This window comes from Paenibacillus sp. W2I17, assembly GCF_030815985.1.
Lineage (GTDB): Bacteria > Bacillota > Bacilli > Paenibacillales > Paenibacillaceae > Paenibacillus.
The window spans coordinates 5,958,771-5,978,085 of sequence record NZ_JAUSXM010000001.1; the positions used below are offsets into that span (position 1 = coordinate 5,958,771).

Below are 19,315 nucleotides of genomic sequence, written 5' to 3' on the forward strand. Positions count from 1 at the left end.
GGTAATGGGAAAATCATTTGATCTGTCATTGGTTCTGGATTTCATCCCGGAACTGCTACGATATTTGCATATAACACTGATTGTACTGGGTGGTTCCATCGTGCTCGGACTGGTGGGCGGCGTGCTTCTGGCCGTTCCCCGGCTGTATCGAATCCCGGTACTAAGCCAGTTGGCTACCCTGTACGTTTCATTCATGCGGGGCACACCGATCCTGATCAAATTGTTCCTGGTGTATTACGGACTTCCCGAGTTGCTCAAACCCATTGGCATCGACCTATCGAGAACCGACCCGTTGTTATTTGTCATTGTGACCTATGCGCTTAGTGATGCGGCATCCTTTGCCGAGATCTTTCGCGGAGCGGTGCGCAGTGTGGATAAAGGTCAGACGGAAGCAGCCTATGCTGCGGGTATGACCACATTCCAGTCTTTTCGGCGGATTGTTGTTCCGCAGGCACTGATTGTTGCTTTTCCGAACATGGCTAACACGTTAATCGGTTCATTAAAGGATACGTCTTTGGCCTTCTCCATTGGTGTCATGGATATGGTGGGCAGAGGGCAGACGTTAATTTCGGCTACATCGCATGCACTTGAAGTGTATATCAGTCTGTCTGTGGTCTATTATGTCATTGTTATTGTGCTTGAAAAAGGATTTTCCTTTGCAGAACGCAGACTCCAGCGTCATGAACGCAAGAGAGTTGTACACAAACCGGCAATTCGAGCCAAACGCCTGAAAGAGGTTGTTCAAAAAGTCCGCTTTTGATTACGAATCATGCCTGGCGGCATCATCAGCATCGAAGATGAAATTCAGCCGAAATGTCCGTTGCTCACGTAGTTTTCCCTACGCTCCGCTACTCCATTTCTAACTTCATTCCATCTTCTCGGTACTGAAAACCAGACTTTTTGAACTCTCACTGAAACGAATAGCGGGGTGAGCATATGTCGATTGATCTCCAGTTTATCTATACATCTTTTTTTCAAATCCTGAAGGCATTGCCACTGACACTCGTCATTACGATTGTTCCGTTGATTGCAGGCTTCGGAATCGGTCTCGCTACGGCTCTGATCCGTATCTATCGTGTGCGGTGGATTCACCGCATTGCTGAGTTCTACGTTTCTTTCCTGCGTGGAACACCGATGCTGATGCATCTATTCCTCATCTATTACGGTATTCCGATGATTATCGATAAGCTGGCGGAACGTTACGGTTGGGCTTTCCAATCCTCGTCGATTCCAATTCTCGTATTTGTACTAATTGCTTTCTCGCTCACTGCGGGCGCCTATATGTCCGAGATTATCCGTTCAGGCATTCTTGCTGTGGATATCGGCCAGATGGAGGCGGCTCACGCTGTAGGCATGAGCACATTCCAGGCTTTAAGGCGTATCATTATCCCTCAAGCGATCGGGGCGGTATTGCCTAACTTGTGCAGTATGTTTGTTGGGTTCCTGCATGGATCAACACTCGCTTTTACCGTATCTCAGATGGACATCCTCGGTAAAGCGGATGTGGTGGCATCCGTCAGTCTGAAGTTTCTGGAGGCCTTTATCGCCGCAGCGTTTATCTATTGGGGGCTGACCATCATTGCCGAGCGGATCACTGCTCTGCTTGAGCGTCGGGTTGCCGTGTACAGCAAAGGAGGCGTGTCATGATTACACTAACGAACATACACAAAACTTTTGGCAAGCAGGAAGTATTGAAGGGAATTGATCTGACCGTGGAACAGGGCGATGTCGTAGCGATCCTTGGACCGAGCGGATCAGGTAAAACAACACTGCTACGCTGCGTCAATTTTCTGGAACGTGCCGATGAGGGCGAGGTTCAGATCAGTGGATTAACCGTCGATTGCAAGCATGCACGCAAACATGACATTGTGCAGTTGAGACGAAAAACGGCGATGGTGTTCCAGCATTATAATCTGTTCAAACACAAGACAGTGCTGGATAACGTCACGGAGGGATTAATTATTGCCCAGAAAATGTCCAAAGCCGACGCCCGCACGCGTGCCTTGCGAGTGCTTGAACAAGTCGGACTGTCTGCCAAAATCAATGAGTATCCAAGTATGTTGTCAGGTGGACAACAGCAACGGGTGGGCATCGCCAGAGCACTGGCACTGAATCCCGAAGTGATTTTGTTTGATGAACCGACCTCGGCGCTGGACCCCGAGCTTGTGGGTGAAGTGTTGTCTGTTATCCGCTCCATTGCTCAAGAAGGGATTACCATGATTGTAGTCACCCATGAAATGGGGTTTGCCCGTGAGGTGGCAAATCGGGTTGTTTTCATGGATGGAGGTTCCGTTGTGGAGGAAGGAACCCCAGAGGAGGTTTTTGTACGTCCCAAGCAGGAACGTACTCGCCAATTCCTCAGTCGATATTCTTCCGACTGGAGTTATGTCATCTGACGATATAGGCGCAAGCTGTAGTAACTGACGATCCCGGCCCGGCATATGCTGTAACAGGCAAATGCTGATAGGCCGGTTTTTTCTATGGGTGAAGCAGGCCGTGACGGTAAGGAGGAGGACCATGCAGAGCAAAATCGATGAAATCATCACACATATTGCACACTCTCACCAGCAGATCGCACGTGTGCTGGATGCCAAACGCCAAGTTGCTGTACGCATGTCTGAAATCATCAATCATTTGCCAGATATCGAACCGGAGTTGGATGGCGTTGACGGTCTGTTGGATAGCTCTGGGCAAATCAACAAAAGCATTATCTCTTACTTGGGGGGCCTTGCAGATCTGGAAGAGGCTGTAGCCGAAACGCTGACCCAAGTCATGCGGGAGATCGCGGTTCAAGAAGAAGAATAAGCCCGGAAGGCGGGTGAAGGAACATGAGTAGAGAACAGAGCCTCATTCTGATGCTGGACGCAGCAGCCAAAATGCAGTGGAATATTGCCCTGATCTTGGAGGCAAAAGCGATTGAGGCCGAGAAGGTACGGAACTGGACGCTGAATCATTTGAATGGGGATACCTTTCTGACGCATGGGGATCAGGTAGGCGAGCCGCTCAAAATGCATGATCAGCTGGTGGAATTGCTGGAAGGATTAACCCGAATGGAGACCGGACTGTGTAACAATCTCAAAGCGGTGATGGTACAGAACGATAGCGAAGATGGCGGCGGTATGGACGGTGGCATGTTTGGCGGCATGGATCTGGGAGACATGGGAAAATGAGTCTGATGCAGCGTGAGCAGGAAGCCAAACTGGCGCTCATTGAATCCATTGCACACAGTCAGCAGGCGCTGGCACGCATTCTGGACAGTGTAGCCAGTGTAACCGCTCATTCGGAAGTATCCGCCCGCAGTCTGGCCGAGAACATTCGTTTACTGAGTCGCTATCAGGAAGAAATGTCTCGTATGGTTACGGGAATCAGGCTGGCCCGAATCCAGCATGGGGAGCCTGGCTTGCCGTGGCTCAAAGACCCCGGGTGTGCAATTCGTATCGTTCGGGACATACAGGAGGAATGTTGACATGTTAAAGAAGAAGAAAATACGACTGAGAACCAAAAGAGCTTTGTTAATCCGTGGAGCCCGTCTGCGCAAAATTCGCAAACTGCGTGCGCTCAGAGCCAAACGTGTTCTTCACAAACGCCCACTTAAAGGACGCAGTGCGTGGCTCAAAAAAAAGAAACGTGCGGTACGGCGGCACCGGAGTCCAAAGCCCGTACAACCAGTCGTCCCGGCTACCCCTACCGATCCGAACCCGGACGGTGCGTACAGCCAGGGATACAACGAGGCGTACAACGAGGGATTCAACGCGGGTTTCGCCAAGGGATTCGAGGACGGACATCAGCTGGCGTACAAAGCACAGTAACCGAGTAGATAGGATTATTCCTGCATGGAATGATACCTGTATAACAGTTAGCCCGGGGGGACAGATCCCTCCGGGTTATTTGCATCGCCGCAAAAGCGGACATGCCCGTACAGGCGGATGTGGAGGGCATGCGCCAATTTTGCGCCTTGCAGGACACCCGTCCATGATGCATCTGACCCCGAGGCATATCCTTTAGAGGGAAGACCAATCTCGGGGAGAGTCTGGAAGTGAGATCTCCTGAAGGAAGACAGGGTGAAGAATGTGGCAAAACGAAAGCACCGTCCGCTGACCGAAGCGGAAACGGCTTACCGCGGCGGATATGCAGAAGGCCGCAGATTCGGCGGCTGTCAAGCCATGATGGAGCGGGTGCAGATGTTTGAACCGACCTTGCGGGACATGAAGGTGTTATATATCCCGCAAGGATTCGATGCCATCGATGAAGGTGTCACCTTGGCTCTGCAGCAATCTGTACGTGAATGCGTTGTTGGATCGCCAGCAGCGATGTTGCAGGAAGCCAGTCAGCATCGGCCCGATGTGGTGCTCGTCATGAATGGTCTGCATGTATTTCCCGCAGATCATGTGGAGCAGGTGAATGGCATACGTGCACTCGGTATCCGAACTGCCGTGTGGTTTGTGGATGATCCGTATTTCACCGAAGATACAACGTCCCTTTGCCAGCACTATGATGTCGTGTTCACACATGAAGAGGCCGCGGTGCCCTTTTATCTGGGACATGGAGCGAACCAGGTTATCTATATGCCACTCGCGGTGAATCCAGGCATGTTTCAACCGCGGCGCGCGGCACCGCAGCATCAGCACGACATTTGTTTTATCGGTACCGGATTCTGGAACCGGATTGCCTTGTTTGATGAGCTGGCCCCTTTTCTTGCGGACAAAAAGGTATTCATCGCGGGTAGCCAGTGGAATCGGTTGGCACGCTTTGATGTACTAGGCCGTTTCATCCACGAAGGATGGATTGCTCCTGGAGAGACAGTGGATTATTACAATGGCGCCAAGATTGTCATTAACATTCACCGGACTTGCGAGAATGGGGAAGACAATCGCAACACACATCATCTTGAAGGTCACTCGATTAATCCACGCACGTATGAGATCAGCGCCTGCGGCACAATGCAGATTACGGATGCACGTGCAGATTTACCCCGTTATTATAAGCCGGGATATGACATCGAGACGTTCACCAACGCAGCAGAACTTCAGCGCAAGATCCACTATTATCTGAAGCATGAAGAAGAACGACAGGCGATGGCGTGGCGGGGACTTCTCACCACGATGAACCAGCACACATTCACTCGCCGCATCGGTCAGTTGCTGGAACATTTGTAATTCCCATCTGAAGTGCAGCACCAACGAGAACCCTATCCCAAAAAATAAAGGAGTGGCGGTATGTCTCTCAAACACCGTAAAACCAAAAAGGTTCATGCACCCGTACTGAGCCTGGCTGATCAAGCACGCAAAAATGGGCAACATGCCGGATATGACGCAGGTAAGGAAGAAGGATATCTGCGCGGTCGCGCCAACTATATTGTGAATTGTGCACAGGAACCGTTGCCTTTCCGACAGCTTCACGTGCTGTATGTATCCTCGGGTAAAGGCTTCCCTTACTCCCCGTTGGATGAGGCCATTATGGCCACGCTACAGGGTATGGTAGCTCAAGTAACCCTCTCTGATCCGCGTCAACCGGTTTCTGAGATTGTGCTGCAGACGCGTCCTGATCTTGTGCTTGTGCTGGATGGAATGGATATCCCCATCGAGCATATCGATGCGATTCGCCAAGCGGGCATTCAGACGGCGATCTGGCTCACGGATGACCCGTACTATACAGATATGACGCTGGAAATTGTGACACATTTTGACCATGTCTTCACGTTGGAACTGAACTGTATCGATCTGTATCGACAAATCGGCTGCGCGTCAGTCCACTACCTCCCTTTTGCCGCATTCACTAATCATTACTTTCCGATTACAACTCCTTCCCCGTTAAAACGGGATGTCAGCTTTATCGGCTCGGCCTACTGGAACCGGGTATATTTCTTCAATCCGATCATGCCTCAGTTGATGTCACACAATACGGTATTTAACGGAATCTGGTGGGACCGTCTGCCTGACTATACTGCCTATGGCGAGAAGATTGAACTCGGTCGCTGGATGAGTCCGCCGGAGACCAATGATGTGTACAATGGCACCAAAATTGTCATCAACCTGCATCGATCCCACGAAGATGATTCCGTTAATAATAATCACCTCAAAATCCCGCCAGCCTCACCAAACCCGAGAACGTTTGAAATTGCCGCGTCCACGACGCTGCAGCTGACCGACGCCCGGGATGACATTGCGCGCTTCTACAAACCGGGTGTGGAGATTGAGACATATTCCTCGCCGCAGGAGTTACTCGACAAAGTGGAATATTATCTTACTCATGAAAAGGAACGCCGTGAGATTGCACTTCGTGGACTCGAACGTACACTGAAAGACCACACGTATGGCAAAAGAATTAATGAAATGTTAACCATCATATTCCCTTAATTCTGGCCGGGAGGAGGTGTGCACAGTACCCTGTATCGGATACCCGTGTACAGGGTCCGTGCGGCCATGGCAACGAAACCAAAGCTGATGTTATTTTCACATGTGTGTAATACTCGCAGCATTACAGGCGCCGAGAAGTTGCTGCTTCATTTTATGAGAGAGATCGGTGCGATCTTTGAATGTGTGCTCGTAGCCCCTCAGGAGGGGAAGCTTGCGGGGCTTGCGCGAAGATTCGGCATTCAGGTCAAAATATGCACTCTGCCGATGCTTCACGGTGTGTACACACCTTACTTGGGCATTGCAGATGATGCGGAGCATCTTCGTCATACACCAGCGTATCAGGAAGCGGTCTCCCTCATACGGGAGACTGCTCCCGATATGGTGTTAACGAACACCTGCGTTAATGTGATGCCGGCTGTAGCGGCAAAGTCCCTTCAGATTCCGGTCATCTGGAAGATTACCGAGATCATTCATACGAATGAACATACAACCGAGGCGATCCAGATGATTGGCCGTTACGCGGATTGGATTATCGGTATATCCGAGACAGCGGTGGCCCCATTCCAAGAAGCCGGCATGGGAGACAAAGTGACCATCATTTCCCCAACTTGGGAACCCGCGCTACCAGCACCGGACCGCTGGGTTCATCTGCGCGAACGTAAGCGTATGGAGCTCGGTTTCAAATCATCGCAGACCTGTATCGGTTATATTTCTTCATTTATATATGATGCCAAAGGGTTGAAACCTTTTGTGGATATGGCCTTGAGGATCTGCGAAACGCATTCGCGCTGTCGCTTCTGGATCATCGGGGCACCATCGGATAAAAAGTATTACGACGAGTGTGTATCACGGGTGAGAAAATCCGGGTATTCACGCCGATTTACCTTCACCACATTTGAAGAGAACGTATCTCTGGCGTATACCGCAATGGATATCCTGGTCATCCCAAGCATGGTCAAGGAAGGATTTGGCATGACCGCATTGGAGGGTCTCTATTTTGCCAAACCGGTCATCGCTTTCGCTCAGGGTGGACTGAAGGAGTTAATGGAATCGGTAGGCAGTGATGCATTTTTGGCCCCGCCGGGCGATACCGAAGCGCTTGTCACCTTGGCAACAACCTTGCTGAATGATGCAGAGCTGGCATCAAATACAGGATGGCGCAATCGGACAGAAGCGGAAAGGCTCTACGGCGTTGAAACCTACCGAACAAAATTGCATACGATGGTGACACAGTGGTTATTGCGTTTTCCCGGATGGTTTGCTTATATCCAACCTCCGAATGGACCTGTGTATGCCCATGGGGAGGGAGGACTACGCACTGTACTGGTTCTGGAGCCGGCTACGGTTCGGGCACTGTTATTCCCGCTGACCGTCATCCAGGCGTTGCCACATTCCTCATTACCTCCAATCGCAGTGGGTCACGATGTTCCTGGTGCCTCAGGTACTGTCCCAGCTGCAAAGCTGATTCAACAGAGGGGCAAAACACGGAAGCGTCGTCGCAAGCCACTTGCACCTCATTCTCGCCGAGACCGTGAGGGACTGAAACGTACTTCCGGAACTGGCAGACGTAAGGGGAGAACCCGTACAACGAAGGGACCGCGTCCACATGTGGGGAAATCGGCTAGTCGCAGACGCAAATCTGCCAAGGCAGGACGTAGCCGAGCAGGGCGCAAGGGTTCCAATACAAGATGAAGGCAGGGATTACGATGAAGATCATGACGGTGCTGGGTACGAGACCTGAGATCATACGGCTCAGCCTGATCATCTCCAAGCTGGACCAGTACGCGTCCAAACATATTCTGGTGCACACGGGACAGAACTTCACGGAAAGTCTCAGCGGTCTCTTTTTCAAGGAAATGGGCCTGCGCGCACCGGATTACGTTCTTCAGGATGAAGCAGCCTCTCTGGGACGACAGCTGTCCTCGATGTTTACGCAGATGGAAGATCTGATATTGCAGGAGAAGCCCGATAAATTGCTGCTGCTTGGCGATACCAATAGCGCATTATGTGCAGTATTGGCTGAGCGCATGGGTGTTCCTGTTATTCATATGGAAGCAGGCAATCGTTGCTTTGACCTGGATGTGCCTGAAGAGAAAAATCGTAAGGTTATTGATGCTATCTCCACCGTTAATATGCCTTACACGGAACAGAGCAAGAAACATTTGGTCAGCGAAGGGGTACCAAGCAGGCGCATCGTGCTCACGGGCAATCCCATCTATGAAGTAATGCAGCACTACGATGTGCAAGTAAGTTCCAGCAAAATACTCAAAAAGCTCAAGCTGAAGTCCGGGCAATACTTCTTGGTTACTGCCCATCGAGCTGAGAATGTGGATCATGCCCCTCATTTGCTGGAGATTATGAAAGGACTGAACCAGGTCGCAGAGGAACACGGGTTGCGTGTGATTTGCAGTATTCATCCGCGTACCGCGATCCGGATTGCGGAGCATCTGCATCTGGAGATGAACCCGCTGGTGGAATTTCACGAACCGTTTGGATTCTTCGACTTTGTAATGCTTGAACGTCATGCACGCTGTGCACTTACGGATAGCGGTACCGTGCAGGAGGAGTGTTGCATTATGGGCGTGCCGACCGTAACGATGCGTCGAACTACCGAGCGGCCGGAAACGGTCGATTGCGGCAGCAATGTAGTCTCCGGTCTGGATGCCGCGCGCATCGCTGATTGCGTGAAAGTCATGACAAAGATGTCTAGCGACTGGGATTGCCCGCAAGGTTACAAAGCCACAGATGTATCCAGTAAAGTGGTTAAATTTCTGCTTGGAGGGAAAATGCATGTTTGAAAATAAGCGTATACTCGTGACTGGCGGTACGGGATCATGGGGTTATGAACTTGTGGCTCAACTACTGCCCCAGCAGCCCAAAGAAATTATTGTATATTCCCGGAACGAGTCCAGCCAAGTGGCTATGAGTCGTGAATTTGAAGACCCGCGTCTTCATTTCCGGATTGGAGATATTCGTGACAAGGATGCTTTGACGGCGGCTTGCCAGCATGTGGACTATGTATTTCATCTGGCTGCGCTCAAGCATGTTCCGGTGTGTGAAGACCAACCGTACGAAGCACTCAAAACCAATGTGATTGGTACACAGAACGTAATTGAGGCCGCTATTGAGAACAAGGTGGAAAAAGTAATCTATATCTCGACTGACAAGGCTGCCAATCCGTCCAACTTCTATGGCATGACAAAAGCGATCGGCGAGAAATTAATTGTATATGCAAACTTGTTACACAGTGATACCAAGTTTGTTACGGTACGGGGTGGGAATGTACTGGGGACAAATGGAAGTGTGGTACATCTGTTCAAGAATCAGATCCGCCAGAAAGGGCAGGTCTCCATCACGGATATGAGTATGACTCGATTCTTTCTTACGCTGAAGGATGCAATCACCTTACTGTTCAAAGCTTCGGTGGAAAGTGTCGGCGGAGAGATCTTTGTCATGACGATGCCTACCTGCAAAATCGTTGATCTTGCGGAAGTGCTGATTGAGGATTCCGGTGTGGAGAATGTGAGTATTGTGGAACGTGGCATTCGTCCAGGGGAGAAAATCCATGAAATATTGATGAGTGAATTCGAGAGCATGACCACCGTTGTCTACGATGAGCAGTACCTGGTTATTCTTCCTACCCTGGGTATACCGGGTCTGCGTGAACATTATACCAATTGTCCCCCGGTCTCCTTTAACAGTTTCAGTTCTGAACACCAACTCATGACCAAAGAGGAGATTCGTGAAATTCTGAAACGCGGAGGATTCTTGTCATGAAACTGCTGATACTTGGTGGAAACGGAATGGCCGGCCATATTCTGGTCGACTATTTCCGCCGTCAAGGTGTACACAGCGTCTTCTACACATCTCGGGATGTAACGGACCCCAATGGTCTGCTCCTGGATGTGAACGACAGCTTCATGGTTGATCGATTGGTAGAAGCTGTGCACCCGGATGTGATTATTAATGCTGTAGGTGTGTTGAACAACTTCGCAGATGAGGACAAAATTACTGCATATCATATTAACGGTTTCCTGCCACATCGTCTGCGGCGGGTTGCAGATACGATTGGTGCACGCCTGATTCATATCAGCACGGACTGTGTGTTCAGCGGAGAACGGGGAGCGTACCGGGAAGATGATGTTACGGATGGGACTTCAGCTTACGCCATCACCAAAGCACTTGGCGAAGTTCAGGATGAAGGTCATCTGACGATCCGTACGTCCATCATTGGACCCGAGATTCGGCAGGGCGGCATTGGTCTGATGCAATGGTTTATGTCCAGCACAGGTGAAGTCGGGGGGTATACCCGCGTATTCTGGAACGGTGTGACCACACTTGAGCTGGCCAAATGGGTAGACCATTACCTGGCCTCATCGGTTAGTGGTCTGATCCACCTAGCTCATCCGGCACCTGTCAGCAAGCATGACCTGCTTGTATTGTTCAAGCAGACCTGGGATAAGCAGGATGTGACGATTGTGCGTGATGACAGTGTAGTGCAGGACCGTACACTGGTGTCCACTCGCGAGGATGTGAAGACAGACCTGCCGGATTATTCTACAATGCTGAAGGAGTTGGCATTATGGATGGAGCAGAGCTGAGAGGCAAGAAAGTACTGATTACAGGCGCCTCCGGTTTTACCGGGCGACATGCCGTATCTTATTTTCGGGAAGTTGGTGCAGTGGTTGCGGCGGTAGTCCGGAGGCCGGATGTGTATTTGTTTGGTAAAGGTACTCAGGTCCATGTCTGTGATCTGAACGATAAACAGCAAGTGCGTCATCTGATCGGTGAGGTGCAGCCCGACTATGTGCTGCATCTCGCTGGCAAAAATTCAGTGCCTGATTCGTGGTCTGATCCGCTACTGGTCCTGGAGACCAATGTGATGGCCGTGCTGTATCTGCTGGATGCGCTTCGCAGTTGTCCGACAGCACGAACCGTTATTGTAGGATCGCGGTTAAAATATACGCCGGAACCTGGCCGGATTCCCCAGCCTCCGCATCCATACAGCCTCAGTAAAGCGCTGGAAGAGATGGTGTCCTTGTCGTGGATGTCGCTCTTCGGACAACAGATCATGCTGGCAGAGCCAGGCAATCTGATTGGTGCGGGTCCTTCCACAGGCATCTGTTCACTGCTTGCACGCCATGTTGTTGCCTGTGAGCAGGCGGGCAAAACCGAGGCATTCCGTCTGTCCGGACGGGACAATACCCGTGACTTTCTGGATGTGCGGGATGCCGTCAGAGCGTATGCGACCCTCCTGGTACACGGGTCCAGTGGTACAGTATACCCGGTGGTGTCTGGAGTCGAGCGCAGTCTTGGTGAAATTGCAGATCTGCTGTTGTCCATGACAGAAGCGGAAGTCCCTGTTCGCTGGGATGGGGCATCTTCTGGTCCGGATGGTTCGGGGAAACAGGAGGAATTATCACTGCTGCGCAAGCTTGGCTGGCAGCCGATGATTCCATTTGCCACATCGCTTCAGGATATCCTGAGTGATGTTCGTGTCCAGCAAGGGAGGACGACAAGTTGAATCCGAGAGTATCCATTGTCATTCCATTCTACAACTGCCCTTATGTGCCTCAGGCGATTCAGAGTGCGCTGAACCAGACGTATCCCGATGTGGAGATCGTTGTTGTGAATGACGGTTCAACCCGGCATGCAGAGTTGCTTCAACCCTATCTTCCTTATATTAATGTGCTTGGCAAAAGCAATGGCGGTACGGCTTCGGCACTTAATCATGGCATCCGCCATGCCTCTGGTGATTATGTAGCCTGGCTCAGTTCGGATGATTATCTGTACCCGGATAAAATTCGTTATCAGCTGGAGTTTATGCAGCGTGAGAATGTGCTCGTCTCACATACCAACTTTCACTATATCAATGAACATTCGGCAGTTACCAGAATGCATGGTGGGCCTGAACCGATGTCGGATATGGATTTACTACGACGGTTTGTTAGCGGCAATCCGGTCAACGGTTGTACCGTCATGATTCGCAAGGATCTCTTTAGCGGAGTGGGGCTGTTCGATGAACTTCTTCCCTACACCCATGATCTGGATCTCTGGATGCGGATTTTGCTGAACGGTCATCGGTTCCCATACCTGAATGAACCGCTTACTGCCTATCGGTGGCATGGGGGAATGGGATCGGTACGTCATGCGGATGTCATCGGCAGAGAGGCATCCATGGTATGGTCCAGATATCGGGAACCGTTGTTGCAGCGAATAGCGACGCTTGGCGGGTAGCGTAGGGAGGGCGGTTAAGAAAGCCAAAAGATGGCTGATTAACGCCCTCTTTGCGCAGCATTTTACCTAAGACAGTAAGAGGAGGGGAAGGCCCGAATGGAGCCAAAAGTATCGATCGTCATTCCTTTTTACAATTGTGCTTATATCGAGCAGGCTGTTCACAGTGCCACTCACCAGACGTATCCGCATATCGAAGTCATCGTGGTGGATGATGGGTCAACCGAGCACGTGGAGAAGCTACAACCATTCATGGATTCCATCCGCTATATTCACAAAGAAAACGGTGGAACCGCGACAGCATTAAATGAGGGCATCAAGCATGCAACAGGGGATTACTTTGTCTGGCTCAGCTCGGATGATGTGATGCTGCTGGACCGGGTGGAGAAACAACTGAAGTTTATGCGAGAGGTCAAGGCTTCATTCTGCCATGGTGCCTACCATTATGTGAATGAGAAAAGTGAATGGTTGGATACGGTGCATCCGGAAGTGGGAAGTCGTCTGGAGATGTTGCAGGTACTGCTGGAAGGTTGTCCAATCAACGGCTGTACTGTCATGTTAGAGATGGAAGCATTTGAGCGGTTTGGACTGTTCGACACTGATTTTCGCTACACCCATGACTATGAGATGTGGATGAGGCTGTTTCCAATGTATGAGCTGTTCTACTACAATGAACCTCTGATGTGCTACCGATTGCATGAGTCCATGGGGACCAAACGCCATTTCAAGGCACTGGTTGCCGAGATGGAACGGGTTCAGGCGAAGCATAGACCTATTTTGCTCAATTTACTTCAGGTTGGCGGGTACTGGAAGTAGGTGGATTTGGCAATGATGGATGAATGGAATAGATGTTAAATGGACAGGAGAGCACCCTTATGAAGCACTTTTTAAGTGTTATAAGTGGTAAGCTCTTTTTTTGCTCTATGGACAGATTAGTGGACAGAAAGGGTGATCGATTGCTGAAGTCTCTGTATAATGAAATGATTCATACACGGAAGGGACTGGACTATGCGCAGATATCAATATCTTAAACCCAACTATTAATAAACTAATGGAGGTAAGAGTATTGATTACAGAGTTACACACAGAACGGTTATATTTGCGAAAAATGAACGTATCGGATTCGGCCAGCTTGTTTAAGATTTGGTCTGATCCGGATGTGACTAGATTTATGAATATCACTCATTTTACGGATGAAAATCAAGCTATAGCCATGATTAATCTTCTGAATGATCTTTCTTATGAAAACAAGGCCATTCGGTTCTCTATCTTTGCGCAAGAGTCCAACGAAATCATAGGTTCCTGTGGTTATAATTCACTGGATTTTGACAATCTTAAAGCAGAAATCGGGTATGACATTGCCAGATCACACTGGGGGAAAGGATATGCTACGGAAGCGATCTCTTCTTTGTTAGCTCATGCATTCTCAACTATGAAGCTGAATCGAATGGAAGCAAAGGTTGACCCCGGTAATGTGAATTCAATAAAGCTATTACAAAAGCTCAATTTCACATATGAAGGCACCCTCAGGGCATACGAGAGGGTAGGCGAAACGTTCAGTGATCTGAATATGTATTCCAAGTTGGCGACAGATTAGAGAGATCTGTAAATAGCGTGTTCTCAGTCTGTTAGAACACATTTGAAGCGAGCAAGGGGTGTCCTCAGTCATTCATATGACAGATGGGACACCCCTTGTTTGATATTTCGGCATGTTATATGAAGACGGCATATCATTGGACAACTCAATCTTTTGAATTCATGATCGCCATGGATGCAGGATCGGGAAATACATATCCTTTTGGCAGCTTCTTCATCAATTCATTCATTACAGCGTAGTCCACGTTGATGTGAGGTGTGGAAACTGGAGTCGAAAACCAGCGATTGTACAGATCACTCGGTACAAGTAACGTCATATCGTATGTCCTCCTCTGTAGATGGCTTCTTGGTAGACTTGAAATGTACGCAATCCCATCACTTCCAGTGAACGGTGTTGTTCAGCCCAGGCTTTCGCCGCCGCACCCACTGTTCTCCGGGTAACATTATCCTCAAGTAGTGCATCCAACAGTTCACGGAGCGAGTCGACATCCTGCGGAGGAACAACCCATCCCGTACGTCCAGGTTCAACCATCTCGGGCATGCCGGCTGTACCACTGACAATAACGGGTACACCCGCCAGTTGCGCTTCGGTAACGGAGAAAGGCTGGGTGTCCTGCAGGCTGGGCTGGACATAGATATCTGCATGGCGCAGGAAGGAAGGAATATTATCCAGTTTGCCCCAGAACACAACATCGGCTCCAATACCCGTTGACGCGGCCTGTGACCGCAATTCATCGGTTAGATTGCCTTCTCCTGCGATCCAGCAGACCCAATCGGAACGTTTGTTTTTCAGACTGGCTAAGGCCTTGATTAACACATGAACGCCCTTGATGTATTCAAGTCGTCCGGTAAAGGCAATGACTTTCTTGCCCGCAGGTGGTCGCTGGCGGAACTTCACAGCTGCTGAGGCACGGTAGGCTGGGAGATCTACAGCATAGGGAATCTGTCTGAACTTTGATTCAGGCACGGCAAGCTCTGTAAGCGTACTCTTGATCCAGTGGCTTGACACGAGAATGAGCTCGGACTGTGCCGCACTTCGCTCTTCCAATGAGAGAAAATAACGTCCACGCTTGGATTGCAAATATGAAGGGAGAGTAAGCTGTGGGTTGGAATTTTGAGCATCGTAAAATGCTTCGCGTGCAAGAGCGCCATGATAGCTTGTAACCAGTGGGATATTGCGGTTCAAGATGCGTTTTATGGCTACGGCAGCTACCGGATCTTGCGCATGAATAACGTCATAGTGGTCCACTCCCAGATAAGCGGCTGCCATCTCGAAGGCATATCTATTCAGTTCATAATAAGCGAGAAGAGGATCGGCAGTGAATTGTGGCAGATCAGTCGGATTGAGTTTGGCTTGCAGCATGGGCCACACCTTATCCTTGGAGAAAGCGCGGTTCAGATTACGAACATATACTTCGTTATTGGCACCATTTGTGCCCATGATATCAACCTCTACACCAAGTGCGATTAATCTGTCGGCCAGTTGTTTAACATATGTCCATATGCCTCCCATATGTGTAAGCTCCCAATACGTAACGAGCAGAACTTTCATAGCGACCTCCTTGTCACGGCCTGCACCGGCCGAGCTTCTATCCTTTTATTCTATGAAAAAAGAGGACCGGAAGGTCGGGCATTTCCGTGTAATTGGTCGAAAATGGGTGAATGCAAATGGCAATGGACGAGAGGAAGCATATCCTATGTACAGGAAGGTTCATGTGCTCCGAAGGAGGGATCCACAGTGGCGGTATATTTACTTGAGATTCATGAGAATCTGTTACAGACATTTGTTCCCGTCAAGTACATGGATGTGGAGTTGGCCTATGTGGGCGGCGAGGAAGGGACGGATGTATTTGTTGGTGGAGCCAGTATTCACGGAGAATTGTACCGACACCTTTTTCACCTAACGTCAAATTCGGGGGGAGTGGGCGGTAATCAGGTCATTCATAATCTGGATGTAACATCCGAGCCTTATGAACTGAGGGTCATCAGCAACAGTTCTTCACCGAATCATCTGGTTATTCGAATATATTGCAGAAGTATTGACGGTCAGACACTGGGCATACTATCAGAATATCAGATGATGAAGCTTGCAGATTGATATGGTTATAATTAAATAGTCATGATTACCAACGTGTGGAGCAGGGAAGGTGCCTGTTCCATTTTTTTGTGGTGCATCCATAGTAGAATTGTCTGAAAAAATAGCTTGACAGCAAAGGTATTTTCATTAGAATTAGATCAGTATTAAACGAAAGTTTAAAACGACGATTTAAAACGATAGTTTGAAATTAGTCGTCAATATAGGCTGAGTGAGACGCATGGATAAACCTGCGATCTAATGGCTGGAAAAGAGTGTGGAGAACGTGAAAGAACAAACAGCAGTATCCCAGGAGCCCGCAGAGTTTTCAATCAAAACGATTATACTGCCACTCCTGGCTATTATCGTCGGTATGATCATGGTTATACTGGACAGCACGGTGGTGAATGTAGCCATTCCGAATCTCGTTCAATATTTCGAGACGGATCTTAAGACCATCCAATGGACGGTTACGGGTTACACCTTGGCTTTGTCTGCAGTTATTCCACTGGCAGGCTGGTTAACGGACCGTTTTGGTGCCAAAAGAGTGTTCCTGTTCACCATTGCCATGTTTACCTTGGGTTCTGTATTATGCTCGATTGCCCAATCACCTGAGCAATTGATCATTTACCGTATCATTCAAGGCCTTGGTGGAGGCATGGTTGCTCCTATTGGTATGGCAATGGTCTTTCGTCTGGCTCCTCCTGAGCGAAGAGGTTCCATCATGGGGATGCTGGGAATTCCGATGCTGCTTGCCCCTGCATTGGGTCCAGTCTTGTCCGGGTGGTTTATTGAATCACTGAGCTGGCACTGGATCTTCCTGATTAACTTGCCCATTGGTATTGCAGCTTTCATTCTATGTATCAAGTTTTTGCCGGATACAGATCGTGGACGCACACCTGCACTGGATCTGCTCGGCATGATTCTGGCGCCAATTGCGTTCTCGATGCTCGCTTACGGTGTGAGTGAGGGTGGAACGAGCTGGACGTCTGCAACAACTTTGACGGGTGTCATTGTGGGTGGTGTAGCGCTCATTTTGTTCATTATTGTGGAGCTTCGTCATCAAAATCCATTGCTCGAACTCCGGGTATTCAAATCATCTGATTTCTCACGGGGAATTATTCTCGCATGGGTGTCTCAAGTGGCGCTGTTCGGTGCGATGATCCTGATCCCGCTTTATTTGCAGCAGATCAAAGGATACACTGCACTGGAAACAGGATTGATTCTACTGCCACAGGCGTTGGCTTCCGGAGTGGGTATGCCGCTTGGTGGTCGATTGTTTGATAAAATCGGTGCTAGACCTTTGGCCTTCGTGGGTCTGGGTATTATATCGGGAGCATTGTTTATTCTGTCCTCCATTACGGCAGAGACAGGTCTTGGCCTGATTATAACGGCTCTGGTCATGATGGGTCTGGGTATGGGCTTGTCCATGATGCCACTCAATACGCATGTATTAAATGCTGCACCGCGCAAGTTGGTTGGACGGGTTACACCGCTCACGGCCGCTGCACAGCAAGTGGTTGTGTCCTTTGCGGTTGCAGGGCTTACAGGCTTCCTTACTTCAAGAATCGCAGACAATACAACGAGTACAGAGCCGACCGCTATCGTTCATGGTTTGGTGGCTGGTTTCAATGATACGTTCTTCCTGGCCGCTTGTATTGCATTGTTCGGATGTTTGCTCAGTCTGATTCTGCGCAAACCTAAGCCGATGCCGAAAGAAGAACTTCAAAATGGCGACAAGCCTGATCCCGCGATGATGATGGGACACTAAGATTTCTTAAAAACCATACTAAGGCAGTTCAGAGAAATTTTGCTGAACTGCCTTTTTTGTTATGCTCAATGGAAAATTCGCAGTGCTGTCATCATTTCACGGAAAGAAATGGCATATCGATCTGGTGAAAAAGACAAGCTCATATGCTGTCTGCCCTGAATGCGAATATACTCACGCAGTTTCTTGTTATTCATAAGGTCCCTTGCTTCGGCTACAGCGGCCTCTACATTTCCAATTGGATAAAACTTACCAGTCTTATTATGTGTGATAAATGAACGCACACCATCCGAATCCGTGCTGAGCACCGGGCAGCCACAACTGATGGCTTCAGCGACGGCATAACCGAATCCTTCAAGCAGGGAAGTGGATAACATGATGCCGCCTGAAGCGGCAATCATGGAATAATATGCAGGCATCTGAGAATGAGGAACATTGATAAAGATGCCAATCCGATCCTCAAGCCCGTATTCTGCCAGCATGTGCCGGAACATGACTTCATCTTCTGGATTAGCCAAAGTTGGATCGTGGAACAACCATAGTCTGGCTTCCGGATTTTTTTTGACGATTTCACTCGATATGATTAAATATTCACGCCAGTTTTTGTTGTGTTCAAGTCGTCCTACCCAAGCCAGCACCGGATATGGTGGGGTATCCACCAAGATTGGTGCGAAGGTGTCGGTATCCAGCATATTGGGAATAACAAACCGATGAAGCCAAGGACAGATATGAATGAACATATCCAGCAGGTGGTCTGTGGGAGGTATAACGGCAGCATCGCAATGGGCCTGAAGGTATGGGACACCCATCTGTATTGTTTCCAGAGCTTGATCGCGTGTTCCGAGTCCCTGCGCTTCAAAAATAATTCGCCCGGTATAACCAAGTCCTCTCAAGCGGCCGGGCATAGCGATGTCTGAAGTGGCAATGATGGCATCATAATGATGAGTATGAATGATATGATGGATATCCTCGTCACTGGACGCGGTGAAAATGGGCGTATCACTGTTGTTCTGCAATCCCGAGCCTGTGCTGAGATACAATAGGTGCGCTTCAATGCCATGGCGTTTCAGAACAGCGGTGCGCAGTCGATTCAACGTATCCACGCCACCGCTCGGAACATAAAACGTGAATAATACTTTCACACGATTCACCCTCTGACTTTTGGTCAGGAGCACATTCTCCTGTACTCTATGTTACGTTGGCTTTAAGCGCAGGGTGTGGGTGTTGGTCAGTATGTTCACATTTTGGACAAAAATTTTTAAGCTGTCTTTTAAGTGACATTAAGCT

General features: G+C 49.4%; 22 protein-coding genes. 19 read left to right on the forward strand and 3 right to left on the reverse strand.

Going from position 1 to position 19,315, the window contains the following annotated elements; all coding sequences use genetic code 11:
• Window positions 1-4 precede the first annotated feature (4 nt).
• The 17 genes from QF041_RS26610 to QF041_RS26690 all read left to right on the forward strand — a co-directional run bounded on the left by QF041_RS26610 (window position 5) and on the right by QF041_RS26690 (window position 14,187).
• Entirely contained in the window at window positions 5-760 is a 756-nt protein-coding gene (locus tag QF041_RS26610) for an amino acid ABC transporter permease (RefSeq protein ID WP_307416258.1), read from the forward strand.
• A 176-nt stretch (window positions 761-936) separates the two neighbouring features.
• Window positions 937-1,647 (forward strand): amino acid ABC transporter permease, encoded by a 711-nt coding sequence (locus QF041_RS26615; protein WP_076319761.1) that lies wholly within the window; start codon window positions 937-939, stop codon window positions 1,645-1,647.
• Window positions 1,644-2,396 (forward strand): amino acid ABC transporter ATP-binding protein, encoded by a 753-nt coding sequence (locus tag QF041_RS26620; protein ID WP_017692508.1) that lies wholly within the window; start codon window positions 1,644-1,646, stop codon window positions 2,394-2,396. The genes QF041_RS26615 and QF041_RS26620 overlap by 4 nt, the downstream gene beginning before the upstream one ends.
• A gap of 121 nt (window positions 2,397-2,517) precedes the next feature.
• Window positions 2,518-2,805, forward strand: a complete 288-nt coding sequence (locus tag QF041_RS26625; protein ID WP_017692509.1) for a hypothetical protein — start codon at window positions 2,518-2,520, stop codon at window positions 2,803-2,805.
• Window positions 2,806-2,828: 23 nt separating this feature from the next.
• Window positions 2,829-3,170 (forward strand): alpha-helical endospore appendage domain-containing protein, encoded by a 342-nt coding sequence (locus tag QF041_RS26630; RefSeq protein ID WP_017692510.1) that lies wholly within the window; start codon window positions 2,829-2,831, stop codon window positions 3,168-3,170.
• Window positions 3,167-3,466 (forward strand): hypothetical protein, encoded by a 300-nt coding sequence (locus QF041_RS26635; protein WP_307416259.1) that lies wholly within the window; start codon window positions 3,167-3,169, stop codon window positions 3,464-3,466. The genes QF041_RS26630 and QF041_RS26635 overlap by 4 nt, the downstream gene beginning before the upstream one ends.
• Before the next feature lies 1 nt (window position 3,467).
• On the forward strand, window positions 3,468-3,809 hold the full coding sequence (locus QF041_RS26640) for a FliH/SctL family protein (RefSeq protein WP_051446920.1): 342 nt from the start codon (window positions 3,468-3,470) through the stop codon (window positions 3,807-3,809).
• 252 nt (window positions 3,810-4,061) lie between these two features.
• Complete coding sequence (locus tag QF041_RS26645; protein WP_307416261.1) at window positions 4,062-5,156, forward strand: CgeB family protein; 1,095 nt, start codon at window positions 4,062-4,064, stop codon at window positions 5,154-5,156.
• 60 nt (window positions 5,157-5,216) lie between these two features.
• Window positions 5,217-6,356: a CgeB family protein gene (locus QF041_RS26650; RefSeq protein ID WP_307416262.1), complete on the forward strand. Its 1,140-nt coding sequence runs from the start codon at window positions 5,217-5,219 to the stop codon at window positions 6,354-6,356.
• 66 nt (window positions 6,357-6,422) lie between these two features.
• Window positions 6,423-8,048 carry a glycosyltransferase gene (locus QF041_RS26655; protein WP_307416263.1) on the forward strand — a complete coding sequence of 542 codons (1,626 nt, stop codon included), beginning with the start codon at window positions 6,423-6,425 and terminating at the stop codon, window positions 8,046-8,048.
• A 14-nt stretch (window positions 8,049-8,062) separates the two neighbouring features.
• A complete protein-coding gene (gene wecB / locus QF041_RS26660) occupies window positions 8,063-9,154 on the forward strand; it encodes a non-hydrolyzing UDP-N-acetylglucosamine 2-epimerase (RefSeq protein ID WP_307416264.1) in 1,092 nt (363 codons plus the stop codon).
• Window positions 9,147-10,133: a polysaccharide biosynthesis protein gene (locus tag QF041_RS26665; RefSeq protein ID WP_017692517.1), complete on the forward strand. Its 987-nt coding sequence runs from the start codon at window positions 9,147-9,149 to the stop codon at window positions 10,131-10,133. Before wecB ends, QF041_RS26665 begins: the two co-directional genes overlap by 8 nt.
• Window positions 10,130-10,957, forward strand: coding sequence for a dTDP-4-dehydrorhamnose reductase family protein (locus QF041_RS26670; RefSeq protein WP_036605842.1), 828 nt, complete (start codon window positions 10,130-10,132; stop codon window positions 10,955-10,957). The genes QF041_RS26665 and QF041_RS26670 overlap by 4 nt, the downstream gene beginning before the upstream one ends.
• Complete coding sequence (locus tag QF041_RS26675) at window positions 10,939-11,880, forward strand: NAD-dependent epimerase/dehydratase family protein (RefSeq protein ID WP_307416265.1); 942 nt, start codon at window positions 10,939-10,941, stop codon at window positions 11,878-11,880. The genes QF041_RS26670 and QF041_RS26675 overlap by 19 nt, the downstream gene beginning before the upstream one ends.
• On the forward strand, window positions 11,877-12,593 hold the full coding sequence (locus QF041_RS26680; protein WP_307416266.1) for a glycosyltransferase: 717 nt from the start codon (window positions 11,877-11,879) through the stop codon (window positions 12,591-12,593). The genes QF041_RS26675 and QF041_RS26680 overlap by 4 nt, the downstream gene beginning before the upstream one ends.
• A gap of 96 nt (window positions 12,594-12,689) precedes the next feature.
• Window positions 12,690-13,406 carry a glycosyltransferase gene (locus tag QF041_RS26685; protein ID WP_307416267.1) on the forward strand — a complete coding sequence of 239 codons (717 nt, stop codon included), beginning with the start codon at window positions 12,690-12,692 and terminating at the stop codon, window positions 13,404-13,406.
• 250 nt (window positions 13,407-13,656) lie between these two features.
• The gene (locus QF041_RS26690; protein WP_307416268.1) at window positions 13,657-14,187 is read left to right on the forward strand and encodes a GNAT family N-acetyltransferase; all 531 of its coding nucleotides are present in this window, start codon (window positions 13,657-13,659) and stop codon (window positions 14,185-14,187) included.
• Window positions 14,188-14,332: 145 nt separating this feature from the next.
• Here QF041_RS26690 and QF041_RS26695 read toward each other — a convergent pair whose 3' ends face one another.
• Window positions 14,333-14,503, reverse strand: coding sequence for a hypothetical protein (locus QF041_RS26695; RefSeq protein WP_211084618.1), 171 nt, complete (start codon window positions 14,501-14,503; stop codon window positions 14,333-14,335).
• Window positions 14,500-15,738, reverse strand: coding sequence for a glycosyltransferase family 4 protein (locus tag QF041_RS26700; protein ID WP_307416269.1), 1,239 nt, complete (start codon window positions 15,736-15,738; stop codon window positions 14,500-14,502). Before QF041_RS26700 ends, QF041_RS26695 begins: the two co-directional genes overlap by 4 nt.
• A gap of 186 nt (window positions 15,739-15,924) precedes the next feature.
• Here QF041_RS26700 and QF041_RS26705 point away from each other — a divergent pair, with 186 nt between their 5' ends.
• Window positions 15,925-16,284, forward strand: coding sequence for a hypothetical protein (locus tag QF041_RS26705; RefSeq protein ID WP_307416270.1), 360 nt, complete (start codon window positions 15,925-15,927; stop codon window positions 16,282-16,284).
• Between the two features lie 262 nt (window positions 16,285-16,546).
• Window positions 16,547-18,031, forward strand: coding sequence for a DHA2 family efflux MFS transporter permease subunit (locus QF041_RS26710; protein WP_036605947.1), 1,485 nt, complete (start codon window positions 16,547-16,549; stop codon window positions 18,029-18,031).
• Window positions 18,032-18,096: 65 nt separating this feature from the next.
• Here the strand turns inward: QF041_RS26710 and QF041_RS26715 are convergent, their stop codons facing one another.
• Window positions 18,097-19,170 carry a glycosyltransferase family 4 protein gene (locus QF041_RS26715; RefSeq protein ID WP_307416271.1) on the reverse strand — a complete coding sequence of 358 codons (1,074 nt, stop codon included), beginning with the start codon at window positions 19,168-19,170 and terminating at the stop codon, window positions 18,097-18,099.
• Between the last annotated feature and the right edge of the window lie 145 nt (window positions 19,171-19,315).